The organism is Neobacillus solisequens, assembly GCF_051233465.1.
GTDB lineage: Bacteria > Bacillota > Bacilli > Bacillales > Cytobacillaceae > Neobacillus.
This window is the reverse complement of record NZ_JBKFGJ010000014.1, coordinates 181,830-203,886: the sequence shown is the minus strand read 5'-3', so window position 1 is coordinate 203,886 and position 22,057 is coordinate 181,830. Positions and strand designations below refer to the sequence as shown.

General features: G+C 37.6%; 20 protein-coding genes, 1 tRNA gene and 1 riboswitch. Of the genes, 18 read left to right on the top strand and 3 right to left on the bottom strand.

Going from position 1 to position 22,057, the window contains the following annotated elements; all coding sequences use genetic code 11:
• Positions 1-144 precede the first annotated feature (144 nt).
• Together uvrC and ACI3K6_RS15470 are read left to right on the top strand one after the other, a co-directional pair.
• Positions 145-1,917: an excinuclease ABC subunit UvrC gene (gene uvrC, locus ACI3K6_RS15475; RefSeq protein WP_435555507.1), complete on the top strand. Its 1,773-nt coding sequence runs from the start codon at positions 145-147 to the stop codon at positions 1,915-1,917.
• 69 nt (positions 1,918-1,986) lie between these two features.
• Positions 1,987-2,163: riboswitch (Lysine riboswitch) on the top strand.
• A gap of 117 nt (positions 2,164-2,280) precedes the next feature.
• Positions 2,281-3,498, top strand: a complete 1,218-nt coding sequence (locus ACI3K6_RS15470; RefSeq protein ID WP_435555506.1) for an aspartate kinase — start codon at positions 2,281-2,283, stop codon at positions 3,496-3,498.
• 142 nt (positions 3,499-3,640) lie between these two features.
• On the opposite strand, the gene ACI3K6_RS15465 is transcribed toward ACI3K6_RS15470, so the two are convergent.
• Positions 3,641-4,093, bottom strand: coding sequence for a YslB family protein (locus ACI3K6_RS15465; RefSeq protein WP_435555505.1), 453 nt, complete (start codon positions 4,091-4,093; stop codon positions 3,641-3,643).
• 409 nt (positions 4,094-4,502) lie between these two features.
• Here ACI3K6_RS15465 and ACI3K6_RS15460 point away from each other — a divergent pair, with 409 nt between their 5' ends.
• From ACI3K6_RS15460 to ACI3K6_RS15440, 5 genes are all read left to right on the top strand, one after another.
• Entirely contained in the window at positions 4,503-5,114 is a 612-nt protein-coding gene (locus ACI3K6_RS15460) for a succinate dehydrogenase cytochrome b558 subunit (RefSeq protein ID WP_335480899.1), read from the top strand.
• 56 nt (positions 5,115-5,170) lie between these two features.
• Positions 5,171-6,922: a succinate dehydrogenase flavoprotein subunit gene (gene sdhA, locus ACI3K6_RS15455; protein ID WP_335480897.1), complete on the top strand. Its 1,752-nt coding sequence runs from the start codon at positions 5,171-5,173 to the stop codon at positions 6,920-6,922.
• A gap of 20 nt (positions 6,923-6,942) precedes the next feature.
• Positions 6,943-7,704, top strand: a complete 762-nt coding sequence (gene sdhB, locus ACI3K6_RS15450) for a succinate dehydrogenase iron-sulfur subunit (protein WP_335480895.1) — start codon at positions 6,943-6,945, stop codon at positions 7,702-7,704.
• Positions 7,705-7,885: 181 nt separating this feature from the next.
• Positions 7,886-8,110 carry a helix-turn-helix domain-containing protein gene (locus ACI3K6_RS15445; RefSeq protein WP_042459328.1) on the top strand — a complete coding sequence of 75 codons (225 nt, stop codon included), beginning with the start codon at positions 7,886-7,888 and terminating at the stop codon, positions 8,108-8,110.
• Between the two features lie 221 nt (positions 8,111-8,331).
• Positions 8,332-8,511, top strand: coding sequence for a hypothetical protein (locus tag ACI3K6_RS15440; protein WP_435555504.1), 180 nt, complete (start codon positions 8,332-8,334; stop codon positions 8,509-8,511).
• A gap of 998 nt (positions 8,512-9,509) precedes the next feature.
• Here ACI3K6_RS15440 and ACI3K6_RS15435 read toward each other — a convergent pair.
• Positions 9,510-9,818 (bottom strand): hypothetical protein, encoded by a 309-nt coding sequence (locus ACI3K6_RS15435; protein WP_435555503.1) that lies wholly within the window; start codon positions 9,816-9,818, stop codon positions 9,510-9,512.
• Between the two features lie 312 nt (positions 9,819-10,130).
• The gene (locus ACI3K6_RS15430) at positions 10,131-10,589 is read right to left on the bottom strand and encodes a hypothetical protein (protein ID WP_435555502.1); all 459 of its coding nucleotides are present in this window, start codon (positions 10,587-10,589) and stop codon (positions 10,131-10,133) included.
• A 217-nt stretch (positions 10,590-10,806) separates the two neighbouring features.
• Between ACI3K6_RS15430 and ACI3K6_RS15425 the strand changes: the two genes are divergently transcribed.
• The 11 genes from ACI3K6_RS15425 to clpX all read left to right on the top strand — a co-directional run bounded on the left by ACI3K6_RS15425 (position 10,807) and on the right by clpX (position 21,909).
• Positions 10,807-11,661 (top strand): metallophosphoesterase family protein, encoded by an 855-nt coding sequence (locus ACI3K6_RS15425; protein WP_435555501.1) that lies wholly within the window; start codon positions 10,807-10,809, stop codon positions 11,659-11,661.
• 868 nt (positions 11,662-12,529) lie between these two features.
• A complete protein-coding gene (locus ACI3K6_RS15420) occupies positions 12,530-12,979 on the top strand; it encodes a MarR family winged helix-turn-helix transcriptional regulator (RefSeq protein ID WP_435555500.1) in 450 nt (149 codons plus the stop codon).
• A gap of 14 nt (positions 12,980-12,993) precedes the next feature.
• Positions 12,994-13,788 (top strand): glutamate racemase, encoded by a 795-nt coding sequence (gene racE, locus ACI3K6_RS15415; RefSeq protein WP_435555499.1) that lies wholly within the window; start codon positions 12,994-12,996, stop codon positions 13,786-13,788.
• Between the two features lie 469 nt (positions 13,789-14,257).
• The gene (locus tag ACI3K6_RS15410) at positions 14,258-15,304 is read left to right on the top strand and encodes a GerMN domain-containing protein (protein ID WP_435555498.1); all 1,047 of its coding nucleotides are present in this window, start codon (positions 14,258-14,260) and stop codon (positions 15,302-15,304) included.
• A 109-nt stretch (positions 15,305-15,413) separates the two neighbouring features.
• Complete coding sequence (rph, locus tag ACI3K6_RS15405; protein ID WP_335475088.1) at positions 15,414-16,169, top strand: ribonuclease PH; 756 nt, start codon at positions 15,414-15,416, stop codon at positions 16,167-16,169.
• A 12-nt stretch (positions 16,170-16,181) separates the two neighbouring features.
• Positions 16,182-16,793: an XTP/dITP diphosphatase gene (locus ACI3K6_RS15400; RefSeq protein WP_335475086.1), complete on the top strand. Its 612-nt coding sequence runs from the start codon at positions 16,182-16,184 to the stop codon at positions 16,791-16,793.
• Positions 16,790-17,299, top strand: coding sequence for a metallophosphoesterase family protein (locus ACI3K6_RS15395; RefSeq protein WP_435555497.1), 510 nt, complete (start codon positions 16,790-16,792; stop codon positions 17,297-17,299). The genes ACI3K6_RS15400 and ACI3K6_RS15395 overlap by 4 nt, the downstream gene beginning before the upstream one ends.
• A gap of 297 nt (positions 17,300-17,596) precedes the next feature.
• A tRNA-Arg gene (locus tag ACI3K6_RS15390) sits at positions 17,597-17,673 on the top strand.
• Positions 17,674-17,774: 101 nt separating this feature from the next.
• Positions 17,775-18,803, top strand: coding sequence for a tetratricopeptide repeat protein (locus tag ACI3K6_RS15385; RefSeq protein WP_435555496.1), 1,029 nt, complete (start codon positions 17,775-17,777; stop codon positions 18,801-18,803).
• A gap of 151 nt (positions 18,804-18,954) precedes the next feature.
• A complete protein-coding gene (gene tig, locus ACI3K6_RS15380; protein ID WP_435555495.1) occupies positions 18,955-20,241 on the top strand; it encodes a trigger factor in 1,287 nt (428 codons plus the stop codon).
• 408 nt (positions 20,242-20,649) lie between these two features.
• Entirely contained in the window at positions 20,650-21,909 is a 1,260-nt protein-coding gene (clpX, locus tag ACI3K6_RS15375) for an ATP-dependent protease ATP-binding subunit ClpX (protein WP_435555494.1), read from the top strand.
• Positions 21,910-22,057: the final 148 nt, after the last annotated feature.

Here is a 22,057-nt window from a genome sequence, read left to right as displayed (position 1 = left end):
GAGAGAACGGTTAAGCAAACCGTGGAAGATATAATCTATACATAAGGTATTTTTTCTTAATAGCAAACACTCCCACTTCCTTTTATTATCGGTTTGTTTTAAAATTTTAAGGAACCATGTAAAAGAGGAAGAGGAGTGGCCGGTATGAATGAAACAATAAAGCAAAAGCTTGCACTGCTGCCTGATCAGCCGGGCTGCTACTTAATGAAGGACCGGCAGGGGACCATTATCTATGTGGGAAAGGCCAAAATTCTAAAAAATCGTGTGCGCTCTTATTTTACCGGGTCTCATGATGGAAAGACCCTAAGGCTGGTAAATGAGATCGAAGACTTTGAGTATATTGTGACCTCATCCAATATTGAAGCTTTACTTCTAGAGTTAAATCTGATCAAAAAATATGATCCAAAATATAATGTAATGCTTAAGGATGACAAAAGCTATCCGTTCATCAAGCTGACAGCGGAGCGCCATCCTAAACTAATTATCACCAGAAAAGTGAAAAAGGATAAAGGTAAATACTTTGGACCGTATCCGAACGTTGGCGCTGCTAACGAAACGAAAAAGCTATTAGACCGTATTTATCCATTGCGGAAATGCTCCACACTACCGGATAGGGTATGCCTATACTACCATTTGGGACAGTGTCTGGCACCATGTGTGAACGAAGTGTCAGAGAACCAATATAAGGAAATGACCGATGAAATTACCCGTTTTTTAAATGGCGGTTATAAGGAAATTAAAAAAGAGCTAACGGTGAAAATGACAGCAGCCTCTGAAGAATTGGATTTTGAAAGGGCCAAAGAGTATCGAGATAAAATTAGCCATATCGAAACGATCATGGAGAAGCAAAAAATTACCATGACTGATTTTACGGATCGCGATGTGTTTGGCTATGCCGTAGATAAGGGTTGGATGTGTGTTCAGGTTTTCTTTGTCCGGCAGGGAAAGCTGATCGAAAGAGACGTATCGATGTTTCCGATTTATAATGAACCGGAAGATGAAATCTTAACGTTCCTTGGTCAATTTTACCAACAATCCAACCATTTCAAACCAAAGGAGATCTTCGTTCAGGATGAAGTGGATCTTGCCATGGCCGAACAGCTTTTGGCAGTTAAACTTCTAAAGCCGCAGCGTGGGCAAAAAAAGGATTTGGTCAAAATGGCCATTAAAAATGCGAAAATTGCCTTGGCGGAAAAGTTCTCGCTGATTGAACGTGATGAAGAAAGAACCATTAAAGCTGTTGAAAACCTTGGTGAGTTTCTCGGTATTTATACTCCACATCGAATTGAGTCATTTGATAACTCGAATATTCAAGGGACTGACCCCGTGTCAGCGATGGTTGTGTTTATTGATGGCAAAGCGAATAAACGAGAATATCGCAAATACAAAATCAAGTCTGTTAAAGGACCTGATGATTATGAATCAATGCGGGAAGTAACGCGGAGAAGATACTCCCGTGTCCTAAAGGAAGATTTACCACTTCCAGATTTAATCATTATTGACGGAGGAAAAGGACATGTGGAAGCCGTGAGGGATGTCCTTGAAAATGAACTAGGTCTGGATATTCCTTTAGCAGGGCTTGTTAAGGATGACAAGCACAGAACCTCTCAGCTTTTGTATGGAGACCCTCTAGAAATTGTTCCATTGGGGCGCAACAGTCAGGAATTTTATTTGCTGCAAAGAATCCAAGACGAAGTACACCGTTTTGCGATTACCTTTCACCGCCAAATTCGTGGAAAAAGTTCATTCCAATCATTGTTGGACGAAATCCCAGGAATTGGTGAAAAACGGAAGAAATTATTGCTAAAACACTTTGGTTCAGTGAAAAAAATGAAAGAAGCCGCCCTTGAGGACTTTACATCTATTGGCATACCGCCAAATGTTGCTGATGAGCTAATGAAAAAACTGCAATCATAAGGATTGTCAGAAAAATTATGCTATGCTATAATTAGAAAAATTTCATTTACTATCACTTTTACGTGTTAAAGTGAAGGTAGAGGTGCGAACTTCAATAGTAAAGACTCTGAGAGGGATGAGCCTCAGTGAAGGGTCTTGAAAGGGGATGTTCGCCGAAGCAGGAAAGCCTCATTGCTTTCTTAGCTGGTCCTGTATTGAATAAATACCGGATTGTCAAGACGCATGTCTTGGAGAGCTATCTTTCATTGTGTGCACAAGATTTTTTTATTTGTGTTTAAAAAGCAATGGGATACCCTCCTATTGCTTTTTTTATTTTTTTATTGGGAATATTTATAAATAGGATTGTTGAAAGAAGGGGAAAACATGGGGTTAATTGTTCAAAAGTTTGGCGGTACTTCTGTTGGAAGTATTGAAAGAATATTAAATGTAGCACAATGTGTTAAAGAAGAAACTGAAAGAGGGAACCAAGTGGTCGTTGTTGTCTCGGCAATGGGAAAAACGACAGACCAACTTGTAAATATGGCCAAGGAACTCTCCTCTCAGCCAAATAAGCGTGAAATGGATATGCTCCTCACTACAGGAGAACAAGTAACGATTTCTTTACTATCAATTGCCCTAAACCAAAAAGGGCTTGCAGCTGTTTCCTTTACCGGCTGGCAGGCTGGAATCATCACTGAACCGATTCATGGAAATGCGAGAATTTCCAAAATCCATACAGAGGCCATCAGCAAACAATTAAATGCTGGAAAAGTTGTCATTGTGGCGGGATTCCAAGGCGTAACAGAAGATGGACAAATTACGACATTGGGACGCGGTGGCTCTGATACAACCGCTGTCGCTCTTGCAGCTGCATTAAAAGCAGATAAATGTGATATTTATACGGATGTTACCGGTGTGTTTACTACCGATCCGAGGTATGTAAAAAGTGCTCGAAAATTGCTCTCGGTTTCTTATGATGAGATGCTCGAGCTTGCAAATTTAGGTGCTGGTGTATTGCATCCGCGGGCAGTTGAGTTCGCCAAGAATTATCAGGTGCGGTTAGAAGTCCGTTCTAGTATGGAAAAAGAAGAAGGTACAGTGATTGAGGAGGAAGCAACAATGGAGCAAAATTTAGTAGTACGTGGAGTGGCATTTGAGGCCGACATTACGAAAGTAACGGTTTTAGGCTTGACGAATTCTTTAAACAGTCTCTCAACTATTTTTACTACCTTAGCCCAAAATCATATTAATGTAGATATTATTATCCAAAGTACAACAGAAACAGGAGCTGCCAACCTCTCCTTTTCTATCCAAACGAATGACTGGATAGAAACCTTAAATGTTCTTGAAAACAATAAAGAAAGTTTAGGGTATGGGCAGTTGGATGCAGAGAACAAGTTGGCAAAGGTATCCATTGTTGGCTCAGGTATGATCTCCAACCCAGGTGTTGCGGCCAAAATGTTTGATGTCCTTGCAAATCAAGGAATCCCGGTGAAAATGGTTAGTACCTCAGAAATTAAAGTTTCTGCCGTTGTGGAAGAAAAATACATGCATAAAGCAGTTGAAGCGCTCCATTCTGCATTTGAATTAGGAGATCAGTAATTTCTAAAAAAAGAAAATGGTGACAGGCACCAAGGTACCTGTCACCATTCATTAGCTGATGGAAAAGTTAAACATCATATTAGGAATATATGCAATTACTTCTAAAAAACTCGCTAATCACCGAGTTTTTTTATGTTGTCATTTAAATCAGATCTTTCAAATCCCATTTAACCGTGAAGCGAACTTTGTTTGATTTTTTGACAGGATGTTCGTATGTTTCGGAGATCATTCCTTTTTGTTGTTCGAACTGTTGAGCCAAGAAGCCGGCTTCTAATTGATAGAAGTGTTCTGATTTTGATTTTACCCGAGATACAAGGAGCGGGCTGGCCAGTTCTAGTTCCATTTCATTTTTTGACTCATTTTTGATCATGAGAGTGCCCCATGAAGCTTTTTCAAAAAAATCAATAAGTTCTTCCATATTTTCCAATGGATATTTACGGGCGAGGCGTTTTCCGGCCCAATACAATATTTCGGGAGTATCTTTACCAAAAATCTCAGGTAGAAGCACTTCCCTTATAAGTTCATATCCAAAAACAGACATGGACCTCGGTTCCGCCGTGTTGCCAATTTGATCAGTAACTATGCTTTCTTTCACAAGTTTCCCCTCTTTCTATTATTCTATTATATACAAAATCGACGAATTTTCATTACCGAAATCGGAAGAAGTTATAGGGTAGGATTTGTTATCTTAATATAACACCACTTGTTTATTGTCATAATTATCATTACCAAAATAGTGGAATTGTCACCCGTAAGATATTGGAAATTAAACGAATGAAATAAAGCGCTTTCATTTTTCGACATAACTAATAGCGCTATAAATCATCATACATTTATAATATCAATATATTTAAAAAATTTTATATTTAACTAGTTTTTATGTATCCGTTTCCTTGACGCTATTTGTCGTTGGGAGTAAAATGAACATGTCACATAATTGTCACACTGATAGTGGGAAAAATGTAAGATTCAAACTTTTTTTAAAAACAAAAGGGGGTAATTCAATGGCGGCGAATCGCGAGTTTTTTTATCGGAGATTGCATTCACTGCTTGGGGTCATTCCGATTGGGATTTTCCTTTTACAGCACTTAACTGTCAATCATTTTGCAACTGGGGGAGCAGAATCATTTAACAAAGCTGCAGATTTTATGGGGAATCTTCCATTCCGTTATGTCCTGGAAACGTTTGTTATTTTTTTACCAATTTTATTTCACGCAATTTATGGCCTTTATATTGCTTTTACGGCTAAAAACAATGTTAGCAGATTTGGAACTTTTAGAAACTGGATGTTCTTAATCCAACGTATTACAGGGGTTATTACTCTCATATTTATTGCATGGCACGTATGGGAAACTCGTTTGGCATATGCGATTTATGGAACAGAAGTTAATTTCCAAATGATGCAGGATATCTTATCTTCACCAATCATGTTTGCTTTTTATGTAATCGGAATTATTTCAGCTATTTTCCACTTTTCTAATGGTTTATGGTCTTTCTTGGTTACATGGGGCATTGCTCAAACACCGCGCTCTCAAAAAATTATTACATATGTCACGATGATAATTTTCTTAGCGCTTTCTTTTGTAGGAGTTCAAACATTAGTTGCTTTTGTTTAATAGATTTAAAACGAAAACGGAAAAATATGGATTTTGGATTGAAGGAGTGAGTCACGATGAGTAAGGGAAAGGTGATCGTAGTCGGCGGCGGATTAGCTGGCTTGATGGCAACTGTGAAAGTTGCGGAACATGAAACACCGGTGGAATTATTTTCTCTAGTTCCAGTTAAACGCTCTCACTCTGTTTGTGCCCAAGGTGGTATTAATGGAGCAGTAAATACTAAAGGTGAAGGGGATTCACCGTGGATCCACTTTGATGATACGATTTATGGCGGAGACTTCTTGGCAAATCAGCCTCCTGTAAAAGCAATGACAGAAGCGGCTCCAGGAATTATCCATTTATTTGACCGGATGGGTGTTATGTTTAACCGTACGCCTGAAGGATTGCTAGACTTCCGTCGTTTTGGTGGAACACAGCACCATCGTACTGCATTTGCTGGGGCAACAACTGGACAGCAATTATTATATGCGCTGGACGAGCAGGTTCGCCGTCATGAAGTGGCAGGCTTGGTTACGAAGTACGAAGGCTGGGAGTTTCTGGGGGTAGTTACTGATGATGAAGGAACTTGCCGCGGAATCGTAGCTCAGGATTTAAAAACAATGGAGATTCGTTCATTTGTTGCTGATGCTGTGATCATGGCAACCGGAGGCCCAGGAATTATATTTGGTAAATCTACTAACTCTGTTATTAACACGGGTTCGGCAGCTTCCATAGTCTATCAACAGGGTGCTTACTATGCGAACGGTGAAATGATTCAAATCCATCCTACAGCTATCCCTGGAGATGACAAGCTTCGTCTCATGAGTGAATCGGCACGTGGTGAAGGCGGTCGTGTTTGGACATACAAAGACGGAAAACCTTGGTATTTCCTTGAGGAAAAATATCCAGCTTACGGAAACCTAGTACCACGTGATATTGCAACACGTGAGATTTTCTCTGTTTGTGTCGATAGTAAGCTTGGAATCAATGGAGAAAACATGGTTTATTTAGATCTATCTCATAAAGATCCACATGAGTTAGATGTTAAATTAGGCGGTATCATCGAAATTTATGAAAAGTTCGTTGGCGATGATCCGCGTAAAGTTCCAATGAAGATTTTCCCTGCTGTTCACTATTCGATGGGCGGCTTATGGGTTGATTATGATCAAATGACAAATATTCCTGGTCTGTTTGCTGCTGGTGAATGTGATTATTCACAGCACGGTGCAAATCGTTTAGGCGCGAACTCATTATTATCTGCCATTTATGGCGGTATGGTTGCAGGGCCAAACGCTGTTAGATATATTGGCGGCCTTGAAAAGAGCTCTGATGCAGTTTCTTCAACCGTATTTGATCGCCATGTTAAAGAGCAGGAAGAAAAATGGAATGGCATTATGTCATTGGATGGTACTGAAAATGCATATGTTCTTCACAAAGAGCTTGGTGAATGGATGACTGATAATGTAACAGTTGTTCGTTACAATGATCGTCTCTTAAAAACGGATGCAAAGATTCAAGAATTACTAGAACGCTATAAGAAAATCAATATTAATGATACAGCGAAATGGAGCAACCAGGGGGCAGCGTTCACACGTCAATTACAAAACATGCTTCAATTGGCTCGTGTTATTACGCTTGGTGCTTACAACCGCAATGAAAGCCGTGGTGCTCATTACAAACCGGAATTCCCTGAACGTAATGATGAGGAATTCATGAAAACAACAATGGCTAAATTTGTTGATGCGCAGACTGCTCCAGCTTTCCATTATGAAGATATAGACGTATCTTTGCTTCAACCAAGGAAGCGGGATTACACTAAAAAGCACTAATAGGAAGGGGAGTAGGAAAAATGGCTGAAAATAAAACTATTAAATTTATTATTACTCGTCAGGATACTCCAGACGCTGCCCCTTATGAGGAGACGTTTGAGGTTCCGTATCGTCCAAATATGAACGTGATTTCTGCTTTAATGGAAATCCGTAAAAATCCAGTAACTGTTGACGGAAAAGAAACAACCCCGATTACTTGGGATATGAACTGTCTGGAAGAAGTATGTGGCGCCTGCTCAATGGTCATCAATGGCAAACCGCGTCAATCTTGTTCCGCTCTAGTTGACCAATTGGAGCAGCCAATTCGCCTGCAGCCAATGAGTACGTTCCCGGTTATCCGTGACCTTCAGATTGACCGTAGCAGAATGTTCGATTCTTTGAAAAAGGTTAAAGCATGGATTCCAATTGATGGAACCTATGATCTTGGACCTGGACCAAGAATGGCTGAAAATAAGCGCCAATGGGCTTACGAATTATCGAAATGTATGACTTGTGGAGTTTGCTTAGAGGCATGTCCTAATGTCAACAGCAAATCAAACTTCATGGGACCATTTGTTTTTGGACAAGTTCGTTTGTTCAATGCCCATCCAACTGGCTCTATGAATAAGGCAGAACGTTTAAATGCCTTTATGGAAGACGGCGGTCTTCAAGGCTGTGGTAATTCACAAAACTGTGTTCAAGCATGTCCAAAAGGAATACCACTTACCACTTCCATTGCAGCCATTAATCGTGATGCGACCTTCCAGTCATTCCGAAACTTTTTCGGCAGTGACCATGATTGATTGTAACAACAAAAACCTTCTTTTCTATAATGAAAAGAGGGTTTTTTTATATGATGAAATAAAAACATGATCCTTTCAATAATTACAGTCACTACCTGCAACATGTTCACATATGATATGGTGACTAAATATATACCCACCCCCGGTTCATAACTGGCGAAGGCAAGGAGGGTTACAGTACTTGAAGGAGAATGATTATACTCACAAGCCATTACTCACCAAACGGGAAAGAGAAGTATTCGAGCTGTTAGTACAAGACAAAACAACCAAAGAGATCGCTAGTGAACTTTTTATCAGCGAGAAAACAGTTCGGAACCATATTTCTAATGCCATGCAAAAGCTTGGTGTAAAGGGGCGTTCACAAGCAGTTGTAGAACTCCTTCGAATGGGAGAGCTAGAACTTTAAACATGACCGGCATCCTTTTAGGAGGCCGGTTCATACATTTGTACAAACGTTGATATAATAGGATTTTTATAGATTCATAGGTAAATATGCCGAACTCCCTTTGAACATAATAAATATGGTCTGAGGAGTGGCATTTTATGAAAGATTGCATTAAGGAATATTTGTTGGACATTCAGAATTAATGCTTTTCAAAAGCAACAATCAAGAACAAAAGAAACGCAATGCCCCAGTTCGCAGAGTGGTGTAAAGAAGATGTTTTCGATGATGTAATGAAGATTAGTGGTAAAGGTGTACCGCTGTACGTACTTCAAAAGGCAGGAACGGCTATTGGTATCGAAGTGAGGATTCTTGTCCCATTCAATGAAAAGATATTACGCCCAGTCGATGTTCGCGACTACTGATCTTTACACAGTATCACGTCTTCTTGGTCATAGCAACGTTACTACAACCCAGATATATGTTCAGTCAACTGAGGATAGAGTTATTATACAAAGAGGAATGGCTTCCTCTTTATCCAACATGTAGGTTAGAAAATAAAGTGTTTGTAAATTAGAGGACTCGAAAGGGTTCTCTTTTTGCTTGTGCTCTTAGTGTAATTATGTTGAAATTGGGTTCATGTTACAGTAACAAAGGGGAGTTTGCCGCAAAATTCATTCGAGCTTTTGATATAATAGCTTATATTAAAAGGAAAATAATTCTTGGAAAGCAGTTGGGGGAAGTGTGGGAAAATAATTGACTGAGGTACAAATAAGACGGTATGGGGCATACGACATAGAAACATTTTATAATAAGGAAGTACTTTGAATTATAATATTTATGCAATATACCGGGTTTATGGCGGTAAAGAAACGTTGCCTTTACATTGGAAAGACAAAAAGAAACTTTTACTCTCGATTAAGAGAGCACTCAAAAGAATGGCTTGGAAATGTGAAAGGACAAATAAAGGTTAGAATTGGTGTATTGGAATATCCGAACAGAGGTAGGTTTTCTGAAAAGAAACTTGCAGTATTATTATTCATTTTTCTCAAAGTATCATAAACCGTAAAAATCCCCGCGAATATTAAAAACCAGCCAGTAAATCCATTATCACACCTACTTCATATAATTTATTAAATAAGTAATAACTCAATTTGGTTAATTCTGTAATAAAAAATTATGCTAAGCTAAACTGCTTCTTTTTTTTCAATAAGGAAATACATGGTAGTTTATCTTTTGAATATAAAAAAGCCAAAAATATACAAGAACTTGCATATTTTTGACTTATTGATAACTTGGGGGTATTAAACAAAAGCCCCCCATAAAAAATTATATTTCTTAACAAACCTTCATTTGGTGAAAAATATACGACATCTTCTTTAAGAATCATACTAGTTCATTCAAACTATTCTTTTCAAAAAAATTAGCCCCACCACATCACACAAACAAATATTGACCACATAGATACGCATATACCTAACATGCCAAAACCCAAAATATATATATGAGAATATTTTTTATCAATTTTTTTTACCCTAATCATCAAATATGTTAATAAAGGAATAACTAAGTATAAAATGACACTAGTAACCGTAAAGATGGTTAAGTAATATACTGGCGGACTTTTAAGATTGATATGTTCATACACAAAATATGCTAAAGATTGTCCATATACGCCTATTAAAGTTGCAAATATCATTAACATCCATATAAAGAAATGCTCCTTTTTCAATTCTTATTCCCCCTTAACATATACAAGGTGGCATTTATACCTAGGTGTAATTTTACACTAATTATAACAAAAAGCCCTATAATTGAAAATGCTTTTTTACACCATTCTGCAAAGTTAAGATAATTAGCACTGTTAAATAATTGTGTATTAAAATAAATGTTGATACAGTTTTGATTTGAGTATTGATTTAAAATATCCACCAAATATTCCTGAAATCTATATCAGTTCAATAAAAAAACTTATTAATCGTAGGATTTGTAACAAGATTCAAATAAAAATAAAGGAGGGATTACACCCTCCTAGAAATAGACATTATTGTTGAAAAACAAATTGTTCACTATATTTTCGTGGATAGTCATTTTTATCACTTTTCTTTGTCCAAGTAACAATAACTTTTAACTGAGTTGCCTTAGTGTACAAAGGAAAGTTTTGATGGTGAAAAGGCTTTTCCAAGCTATTATGTTCATAATCAACAGTGAATAATTCGTATTGTGTTGTTGAGTTAGGTTCATCTCTATATGCTTCAACTTTAACCATTTTAATGTCTTTGTCACCAATATTTTTGATGTTAAGGCTATAAACATTATATAAATCTGGCTTCGTTGATTTGTTAAGCTTCGTGTCATCGCTGTCAGCTTTACCAACAATGACTTCCCATTGTTTCGAGGATTCCTTTGAAGGTAGGTTTTGCAATGTTGCAGCTAAAGAGTTAATTGGAACTAGGATTAAAGCTATGATCATTGATAATAGTAAATTTGTTGGCTTCTTCATTCACATCACATCCGTTTTTTTTTATTATTTTTTAAATATTTAGTTTTTTTATACTGTTAAATAGTATTTTTAGGATAAAGTTCAATAAAATTGAAACTTCTTCAACAAAAGCGACGAGCTTAATGGATTCCATAATATACCACTAAATGATAAAATAAGGACTATATTTTTAATTATTAATTAACTGTTATTTTTTAGGGAGGACAAAATAAAATAAATGAAACATAGAATTGCTTTACTAGCAGATGTCCATGGAAATGTTAGTGCATTAAAAGCAGTTGTTGAAGATTCTTTAAAAGAAGGTGTCACTGACTATTGGTTTTTAGGAGATTTAATCATGCCTGGGCCTGGGGCAAATGATTTATTTGAAATATTAGAAACTATTAAAGTTGGTATGTATGTAAAAGGAAACTGGGAAGACTGTTTCCTTGACGTGTTGAATAAAAGGGTAGATTTTGATAATGCAACTGATATCTATGTTTCTCGGTTAGTTCAGTATCAGTGTGAAAATTTGAATGAAATCTATATTAATCTAATTAAGAATTTACCATTACACGCAACAAAACAAGTAAATGATCTATCAATCAGTATTAGTCATAATCTACAAAATAAAAATTATGGTGGAGATTTATGGCCAACTAATAATCAGGAAAATTTTGATCAGTTATTTGAGCATGATTACGATATTGCGATTTATGCACATACCCATCATCAATTGTTACGCTATAGTAGCAATGATCAATTGATTATTAACCCAGGTACTATCGGACAGCCATTTTACAAATGGGACAAGCTATGTTCTGACCTGCGTGCACAGTATGCGATTCTTGAAATCGATGAGAGAGGGATTGCTGAGGTAAGATTTAAAAAAATTTCTTATGATGTAGAAAATGAAATAAAAAACGCTATTAGTAATAAACTTCCTTATTTTGAATTGTATCGAGAAGTACTCGATACTGGAAAAACTCATACCCATGATCTCGACTTACTACAAAAGCTCAATGATAGATACAATTATAAAGAAGAAATAATTAATTTTTTTGAAAAAAACTTTTGGGAAAATAAATTATAAAATAAACTTATACAACAAATGGATGCTTTTGTTCAATAGCCGAGCTTTGGTCACATCGTGGTCACGTTTTTCATATTTTTATGTCCTACGGAGTAAAACAAAGAAAAATAACAACCTCCGAAAAACCATGATCTAAAGTGTTTTGCGAAGGTTATATAATTTTAAAGGGTAAAAGCGTCCCGGCATGGCAGGCAAGAGGTTGTCGGTTCGATCCGAAATTACCATACGATTTAGGCCTTCCTTTTGGCAAGGTCTTATTGTGTTTTATTTTGATTCTTACAATAAATTTCAGAAGATATCGAAAGTTAACCGTCGAGACGTTGCTCTAATAAGGAAAATAACGCATAGGAGGTGCTTTTTTTTCTTTTTGAAACGAAATCAAAGCTCTAACAATGCATAGCATTCTTGTGCAGCCTATTCAATAATTTCGGAAGAAGGAGCAGGCTCATGCTAGGATGTGGAGGAAGTTCTAGAACAAGCCAAATTGCAAGCAGCCAAAATGTAATGCTCTAAATAGGGAAACATATATAATAATGAAAGAAGTCGGAAGAAATTTGATGGTTTATATCTTATCTAATAGATTGAAGATCAAAATCGCTTGAATTTGCCGACATCCTTTTGTTTAAAGGGAGTTTCACAATCACTTATTTACCAACACTCTTTTAAAAATACTATCAATATTGAACCGGTTTCCATTTGGGAGGCCGGCTCATACATTTTTGGAGATAAACTTGATTTACATAGGAAAACAATAGTTTCAACTTGAATTTTTCTCGAAAAAAGTAGAAAATAAGGACAAGCTTATGGTATTAACCTGTTGAAACGGAAATAAACCTGAGGAGAAGCTAATTTTTAGGAGTGTATATAAATGAAACTCGAACATTCTCAAACATTAAATGGGGACATAGTTGCCAATATTGAAAAGGATCTACGTTATATTTCGGGCATTATCAAACAAAAAGGTAGAGAATTGCTTACTAATTATAAAATTACACCTCCACAATTTGTAGCCTTACAATGGCTGTTTGAAGACGGAGATATGACAATTGGGGAGCTTTCCAATAAAATGTATTTGGCATGCAGTACGACAACAGATTTAGTGGACCGCATGGAAAAAAATCTCCTCGTTGAACGAGTGAAGGATCAAAATGACCGACGTGTAGTGAGAATACACTTATTAGAAGAAGGAAAACGAATCATTGATGAAGTAATTAAAAAACGCCAGGTATATTTGGCAGAAGTATTAAAAGATTTCACAAGTGAAGAAATCCGGCTTCTTCAAATTAATCTGGACAAACTGCATCAAGAAATGCGATAAATGGGGCGAGAGTTTTGAAGCAAGCGATTGGTGTCATAGATTCTGGTGTAGGAGGGTTAACGGTTGCCAAAGAAGTCATAAGGCAGCTGCCTAATGAAAAAATTATCTATTTAGGCGATACATTACGATGCCCATACGGACCCAGAACGACCAAAGAAGTTAAAAAATTCACTTGGGAATTAACTAGATTTTTATTGAAAAAGAATATAAAAATGCTGGTGATTGCCTGTAATACGGCAACAGCTGCAGCACTGGATGACATTCGACGGGAGCTTTCCATCCCAGTCCTTGGCGTTATTAACCCTGGGGCGCGTGCAGCTATTAAAAGGACGAAAAATTACAGGGTCGGTGTAATTGGAACGGATGTTACCATAAAAAGCGGCGCCTATGAAGTTGCTTTGAAATCACTTAATAGTAAGCTTTTTGTTACGGGGCACTCGTGTCCCAAATTTGTTCCCTTAGTTGAAAGCAATGAACTCAACGGGCCGATTGCTGAAAAAATTGTCATTGAATCCTTAAAACCATTAGTGGATCAAAACTTAGATACACTCATTCTTGGCTGTACACATTATCCGTTGCTAGAACCACTCATAAAAGAAGTCATGGGTGATAAGGTCAATGTTATTAGTTCAGGAGATGAAACTGCTCGGGAAATTAGCGCAATTTTGCAATATAATGGAATGCTCGATCCCGGATTGGAAGAGGTAGAACACGAATTTTATACAACAGGTTCCACGAGGATCTTTTCAAAGATCGCTTCGCAATGGCTGGAAACACCGATTGAGAATGTCAAAAAGATAACACTGTAAAGTAGGGCTCATTTATTTTATGGGGCTCTTTTTTTATAGGCTGTGTTAAAGAACAGTGTTGACTTTTTACACTCTGTTGATTGGAGCGGAAGGTGCGAAGACTCCTCGAAAATGCTAACGCATTTCCTTCGTGCGTGGGCGAATTCTAGGAAGAAAATCAACGTCCTGTGGGAGGGACGGTTCTGGAGTGACCCCGCAGGCGCAAGCGCCGAGTAGGCTCGCCGAAACGCCCACGAACCGCTTGCACCTGAAGCGGAAATCAACAGACAAGATTAACAGACATCCATGTAAAAATTTGCACATCAATAAATGAAATAACTGCTAAAGTAAAGTTATCCACAGTTATTTCAGGGTAGTGCCGTTTTTTAAAAAATTTTTAGATATTGTCCTATTTTTCTCGCGAAAGACGGTCTAATTTAATCATAGGCTCGTATACATAATAGTACAAACTGTCTTTGGGGGGAAAAATATGTTTAAAAATAAAGCAAAATTCCTTGGTTTGGCGGTGCTTACGTCCACTTTACTGCTTTCAGGCTGTGGCTTGTTTGGGAACGAGGCAACAAAGAAAATTGATCCGCCGAAAACGGTAACCGTCGTCGACAAAGGAACCAGCAAAGAATCGAAGAAAAATAAAGAAACGGCAGAAAATGCTGTTAAAACAGAGCTTTACCTTATTGATAAAAATGGATATGTCGTTCCGCAAACCATGAACCTACCAAAAACAACTTCTGTTGCAAAACAAGCACTGGAATACCTAGTCGTAAATGGCCCAGTGACGGATATGCTCCCAAATGATTTTAGAGCAGTATTACCTGAAGATACCGAGGCCTCCGTTGATATAAAAGACAGCGTAGCTACTGTTAATTTTTCAAAAGAATTTAAAAACTATCAGCCTGCTGATGAAATGAAGATTTTGCAATCCGTGACTTGGACCATGACTCAATTTGATGGTGTTAAAACAGTAAAGCTTAAAATGAATGGGCATGAATTAACGGAGATGCCGGTAAATGGCACACCGATTAGCCAAAATCTTTCAAGGGCGTCCGGAATAAACATAGATACCGACGATGTTGTTGATATTTCGAATACAAAACCTATCACTGTTTATTACATTGGCGGAGAAGAAGGATCTTATTACTATGTTCCAGTAACAAAGCGGATTAGCGCGAGTGAAAAGGATCCAGTTGTGGCCGCAGTTAATGAATTAATTAAAGGGCCAAGTGAAAAATCAAATCTAGTATCTGAATTCATGTCAGATGTAAAACTGAAAAGTGCCCCAAAGTATCAAAATGGTACTGTGACGTTAAACTTTAATAAAAATATATATGGCAGCTTCGGAGAAAATGTAATTTCTCAACATCTATTAGATACTCTCGTTCTATCTTTAACTGAGCAAAAGGGTGTAGATAAAGTAGCTGTAGAGGTCAACGGCAAAGCAAATTTAAAGAACGACCAGGGTAAAAAACTAACTGAGCCAGTAACTCGTCCAGAAAAAGTCAATACAGGTAGTTTTTAAAAAAGGATTTTTGTTATACTATATAGTGACACTTAAAAGGGGTTGGCTTAAAGGCCGCCTCTTTCTTATTTGAGAAAAGCCATCGTTGCATTTAGAAGGAGGATTCATCGTGCGTATTGATAAAAGAGAGCCATTGCAATTAAGACCTATACATATTGAAACCAATTACTTAATGCATCCGGAAGGTTCCGTATTAATTTCAGTAGGGAATACAAAAGTAATTTGTACAGCAAGTATCGAGGATAAGGTCCCGCCATTTATGAGAGGGGAAGGAAAAGGGTGGATCACCGCTGAATATTCGATGCTCCCAAGAGCAACAACAACAAGAAATATTCGAGAATCATCAAAAGGAAAAGTTACCGGTCGGACAATGGAAATTCAACGATTGATTGGTCGTGCCTTACGTGCGATCGTTGACCTAAGCGCCATTGGTGAGCGGACGGTTTGGATTGATTGTGATGTCATCCAGGCAGACGGAGGCACACGAACCGCTTCAATCACTGGGGCGTTTGTAGCATTGGCTATCGCTATTAATCGACTGGTTGAGAAAAAATCAATAGCGAAATTTCCAATTACAGACTATCTCGCTGCAACCAGCGTAGGGATTCTTCAGGATGGGCAAACCGTACTTGATCTGAATTACGATGAAGATTCCAAAGCCAATGTCGATATGAATGTTGTTATGACTGGTAGCGGTGAATTTGTCGAACTGCAAGGAACCGGGGAAGAAGCAACCTTTTCATATGACCAGCTCCATGGATTATTGAACGCAGCACAAGGTGGATTAATGGAACTATTTGAGCATCAAAAGGCTGCACTAGGCGAAGAAATTTCGAAAAAAATTGACGCTAGAAGAAATAAATAAGAGGAGATCGGTATGAAGGAAGTCATTATTGCTACAAAAAACCGTGGGAAGGCAAAGGAGTTTGAAGAAATTTTTGCATCAAGAGGAATGCGAGTGCTAACATTATTGGACTTTCCGGAAATTCCGGAAGTAGAAGAAACGGGCACTACATTTGAAGAAAATGCAACGTTAAAGGCCGAGGCAGTTTCAACAGTTTTAAACAAAATGGTCATTGGTGATGACTCCGGACTAATGGTTGACGCATTGGAAGGAAGACCAGGCATCTACTCCGCCCGCTATGCCGGAGAAATGAAAAATGACCAAAGTAATCTTCTAAAGGTGCTGGCCGAACTAAACGGGGTGCCAGAAGAGAAAAGAACAGCACGATTCTATTGTGCTTTGGCGGTGGCTATTCCGGGGCAAGATACCTTTACGGTGTCAGGTACCTGCGAAGGCAGAATTTTGGACGAGCCAAGAGGAACAAATGGTTTCGGTTATGACCCAATCTTCTTTGTTCCCGATAAAGGGGTGGCCATGGCTGAGCTGACATCTGATGAAAAGAACAAAATCAGCCACCGTGCCAATGCCTTAAAAAAATTGAATTCCTCATTGGATTCTATTTTGGAAAGAGCTGGGCAGTCATGAGCAAAATATTAGTTGTAAGTGACAGTCACGGTTTGACCAAGGAACTGGAGGAAATAAGAGAAAGACATCTTGGTGAAGTAGATGTGATGATCCATTGCGGTGACTCCCAATTAATGCCCGAGAATAAAGCAATTTCAGGTTATTTTACTGTAGCTGGAAATTGTGACTTTGGGGGGTTTCCAGATGAATTAATGACCAGTGTGGCTGGCAGAAAGATATTTATCACCCACGGCCACCACTATTCCGTAAAGTCCTCATTAATGAATCTCAAATACAAAGCAGAAGAAGTAGGTGCACAAATTGTCTGCTTCGGACATTCTCATGAATTAGGGGCTGAGGTTTTGAATGGAACACTTTTCCTGAATCCTGGTAGCATCAGACTGCCACGAGGAAGAATGGAAAAGACTTATGTCGTGTTGGATTTACAGGAAGATACTATTAAGATGAGTATTTTTGAACTGAATGGCAGGGAAATTGCTGGTCTGGCTAGGGAATTTGCAGTTTGAATATAATTTTGGGGGAGCAAATTCCCCCTTTTGTTTTTTTAAATAGGAGTTATTTGGGGTTCTATGATCCTGGAAATATGAGGGTATGGAAAAAAGGTCACATAGAGAGGTTCTATGTTCCCAAAATCATGTAGGAATAAAAAATTCAGTGATATAGAAGGTATCTATCTAAAATAATCAATATTACATTCACCATCACTTAAAGCTCTAAATAACCAAAATAAAAAAATATAAAATAATCTGTTGACTTTCTGATATTAGGATAATATAATAAACATTGTCCTTGAAACTTAATATGTCCCAGTAGCTCAGCAGGATAGAGCAACGGCCTTCTAAGCCGTGTGTCGGGGGTTCGAATCCCTCCTGGGACGCCATACTACATACCAAATATTACTCACCTTTTCAGGGTGAGTTTTTTTTATCCCCAAATTATGCTACACTATGTTTCAACTACAATCCGAAGGCGGTATTTTTTATGAAAAAGCGGGAGCGGATTAAGCGAAAAGACAATGTGATTTTCTTTCCCGGTGTTGAAGAAAGATTGAAAGATAAGGGTTTGGAAAGTCTTCAAAATAAAAAATATAACGAGGCCATTTCCTTCTTGGAGGAGGCAAGAGAACTCGACCCAGATCATGACGATATCTTAATTGGACTGGTACTGGCTTACTTTGAAGCGAGTGCTTTTGAACAAGCCAAGATTCTAGCAAAGGAACTGCTTCATAAAGGTATCGGTGATTATTTTCAGATGGTCGATCTCTATCTAACCGTTTTGATTCAACTCCATGAATATCAGGAGATTGTCTCGACCATTGAGGCACTTTTTGATGAAAAGGAAATACCATCAGAGCAATACGACCATTTTTTAACTATCCTGCAATTTAGTAAAAAGATGGCTGATCAACGTAACCCTATGATGGAGGAAGATGTTGAACAGGTGGAGGAAGCGCCTCTAAGATTAAATTTATTTTCTATTACGGATTTAAATGAACAAATGTTGCTTATTTCCAGTTTAAGCGACAAGAATATTCGGACCTACATAGAAGAAATAGAGGAATATCTTGAGTCAGAATCAGGAAACCCCTTTCTTAAGACCATCCTGTTAACCATTTTAAAAGAACAAGAAATCAATAAAGAAATCACTCTCAAGAAAATGTCAATTCAAAAAATAGTGAATCCGGCACAACTTCCTGAAGTAAGGGAGCAGCCAAAAGAGAAGAAAATTCTTGAGGAGTTGGCAAAGAATTTAGAAAGCCATGATCCAATGCTGCTGGAGAATATTACAGCTCTAGTAAAAAGAATATTTTTTATCAGCTATCCGTTCGAATTAAACCCTGAAAACGAAACGGCTTGGGCAGCAGCCTTTCACCAATTGGGACAACAATACCTTGGAATGGAAACGGAAGTCCGCCAACTGGCTGAACTTTACCATGCATTACCACTTGAAATTGAAGCTGCAACTGAACAAATAGAACGAATTGAGAAAATTTCTTATCCTAATATATAGGGATAACTGTTGAAACGCAGAAATCCTATGGTATAATGTAGGGGTTGCATTGTGTAAAAAACTATTTTACATTAAAACGGATATTGTTGGACAAGATCCTAAGCTAATTCGTAACAAATGAAATGAGAATAGATGTTGGAGGGAAATAAGAATGACAGCTAAATGGGAAAAGTTAGAAGGAAACCGCGGTGTCCTTACCATTGATGTACCTGCAGAAAAGGTAAACGAAGGTTTAGACTCAGCATTCAAAAAAGTAGTTAAACAAATCAATGTGCCTGGCTTCCGTAAAGGTAAAATGCCTCGTTCATTATTTGAAAAGCGCTTTGGTGTAGAAGCTCTTTATCAAGATGCTTTAGATTTCATTTTTCCAAATGCATACATGAGTGCAATTGATGAAATTGGAATCGAGCCAATTGCTCAGCCTGAAGATGTTGACTTTGATCTTGAGCAAATGGGCAAGGACAAAGACTTCACTTTCAAAGCTACAGTACAAGTTAAGCCTGAAGTAAAATTAGGTGAATATAAAGGTATTGAAGTTGAAGCATTAGATACAAATGTAACTGATGAAGATGTTCAAAAAGAACTTGAAGCACTTCAAAGCCGCCATGCAGAACTTGTTGTAAAAGAAGAAGGAACTGCTGAAAACGGTGATACTGTTGTGATTGATTTCGAAGGCTTTGTAGATGGCGAAGCATTTGAAGGCGGCAAAGCTGAAAATTACTCTCTTGAATTAGGAACAGGCTCTTTCATTCCTGGTTTTGAAGAGCAATTAGTAGGTGTAGCAACTGGTGAATCAAAGGATGTTGAAGTGACATTCCCTGAAGAATATCATGCTGCAGAGCTTGCAGGCAAACCAGCAGTTTTCAAAGTAACTGTTCACGAAATCAAAGGTAAAGAACTTCCTACATTAGATGATGAGTTTGCAAAAGATGCTGATGATGAAGTTGAAACATTAGATGCTTTAAAAGAAAAAATCAAAACGCGCTTAGAAGACAGCAAAAAGCATGAGGCTGAGCATCATGTCCGTGATTCTGTCGTTGAAAAAGCGGCTGAAAATGCAGAAGTAGAAATTCCAGAAGTTATGGTTGAAAGCGAAGTAAACCGCATGCTTCAAGAATTTGAACAACGCCTGCAAATGCAAGGTATGAATCTTGAGTTATACTTCCAATTCTCTGGCCAAGACGAAGCAGCACTTCGTGAGCAAATGAAGGAAGAAGCAGAGAAGCGTGTGAAAGTTAACTTAACATTAGAAGCAATTGCTAAAGCAGAAAATCTTGAAGCAACAGAAGAAGATGTTAATGCAGAGCTTGCTAAAATGGCTGAAATGTATAACATGTCAGTTGAAAACATCAAAAAAGCTCTTGGCGGCGTAGAAGGTATTAAAGATGATCTTCAGCTTAAAAAAGCTGTAGACTTCCTTGTAGAAAACAAAAAATAATAGTCATTTTACAAGGCACGATTTGGATCGTGCCTTGCTTTTAACTAAAAGGGAAGTATAAATTTCTTCTGAATTTATACTTCCCTTTGTAGTAATGCTCCTTATTTTTATACAATTTTTCAATTACATATTATAATAAGTAGAGGGTAACCTTTTTATAAACGGACGAACTCCAAGATTTATTTTCATTAAATTTGGAAATGATGTAGGAGTACATAAGTTTTGCTTGAATAATCCAAACAAAATAAAAAACATAATGGAATAAAGCGTTTTATTTCCAGTCCGTTTAGCAAATGTGTTACAATGCAAAATACATACATTAAATAAGGAATGAAAATTCAGATTTTTGTTTGGATGATTCTTGAGATTCCGAATACAGTTTTATAGATGTTTTAAGGGGTGATAAGGTTGTTTAAATTTAATGATGAAAAAGGACAGTTAAAGTGTTCATTCTGTGGTAAGACTCAGGATCAAGTGCGCAAGCTGGTAGCCGGACCGGGAGTTTATATTTGTGACGAATGTATCGAGCTTTGCACAGAAATTGTTGAGGAAGAATTAGGAACTGAAGAAGAAGTAGAATTTAAAGATGTTCCGAAACCAAAGGAAATTTGTGAAATTTTAGACGAATATGTAATCGGTCAAGACAAAGCGAAGAAGGCGTTATCCGTTGCCGTGTATAACCACTATAAGCGGATTAATTCCAATAGCAAAATTGATGATGTTGAGCTTTCTAAAAGTAATATTTGTATGATTGGACCTACAGGAAGTGGTAAAACACTCCTAGCGCAAACATTGGCGCGAATCTTAAATGTACCTTTTGCGATTGCGGATGCTACATCACTTACAGAAGCTGGTTATGTTGGTGAAGATGTTGAAAACATTTTATTGAAATTAATCCAAGCAGCAGATTATGATGTAGAAAAGGCAGAAAAAGGCATTATCTATATCGATGAAATTGATAAAATTGCCCGTAAATCAGAGAATCCTTCCATTACAAGAGATGTCTCTGGGGAAGGTGTTCAGCAAGCATTATTAAAAATTCTTGAAGGTACCGTGGCCAGCGTTCCTCCACAGGGAGGAAGAAAGCATCCACATCAAGAATTTATTCAAATTGATACGACTAATATCTTATTTATTTGTGGTGGTGCTTTTGACGGAATCGAGCCAATCATTAAGCGTCGCTTAGGTCAAAAGGTCATTGGTTTCGGTGCAGACCAAAAACAACAGGACATCAGCCAAAAAGAGCTTCTTTCGAAGGTACTTCCAGAGGACCTGTTAAGATTTGGACTCATTCCGGAATTTATCGGTCGTTTACCAGTTATTGCTAGCCTTGAGCAATTAGATGAAGCTGCATTGATTGAAATTTTAACGAAGCCAAAAAATGCTCTCGTAAAGCAGTATCAAAAAATGCTTGAAATTGATAATGTTGAATTAGAATTTGAACCAGATGCCTTATCTGAAATTGCCAAAAAAGCAATTGAACGGAAAACAGGTGCCCGTGGTTTGCGTTCCATTATCGAAGGAATTATGTTAGATGTTATGTTTGATCTTCCATCACGTGATGATATTTCGAAATGTATCATTACCAAGGAAACGGTGATTAGTAATAGTGTTCCTAAACTTGTCCTTGAGGATGGAACCATTGTAAAAGAAGAAAAATCTGCATAAAACATGTTAGACCCGGAATCAACCGGGTCTTTTGTTTTTTAGAAAAGAAGTAACCTCTGGTATAGCAGTTTCAAACATTTTGTGTTTATTCTCCCTTCACGCAGGAAATACTTATTAATATCTTAATAGTTATTTTGGTGCAGGAGGG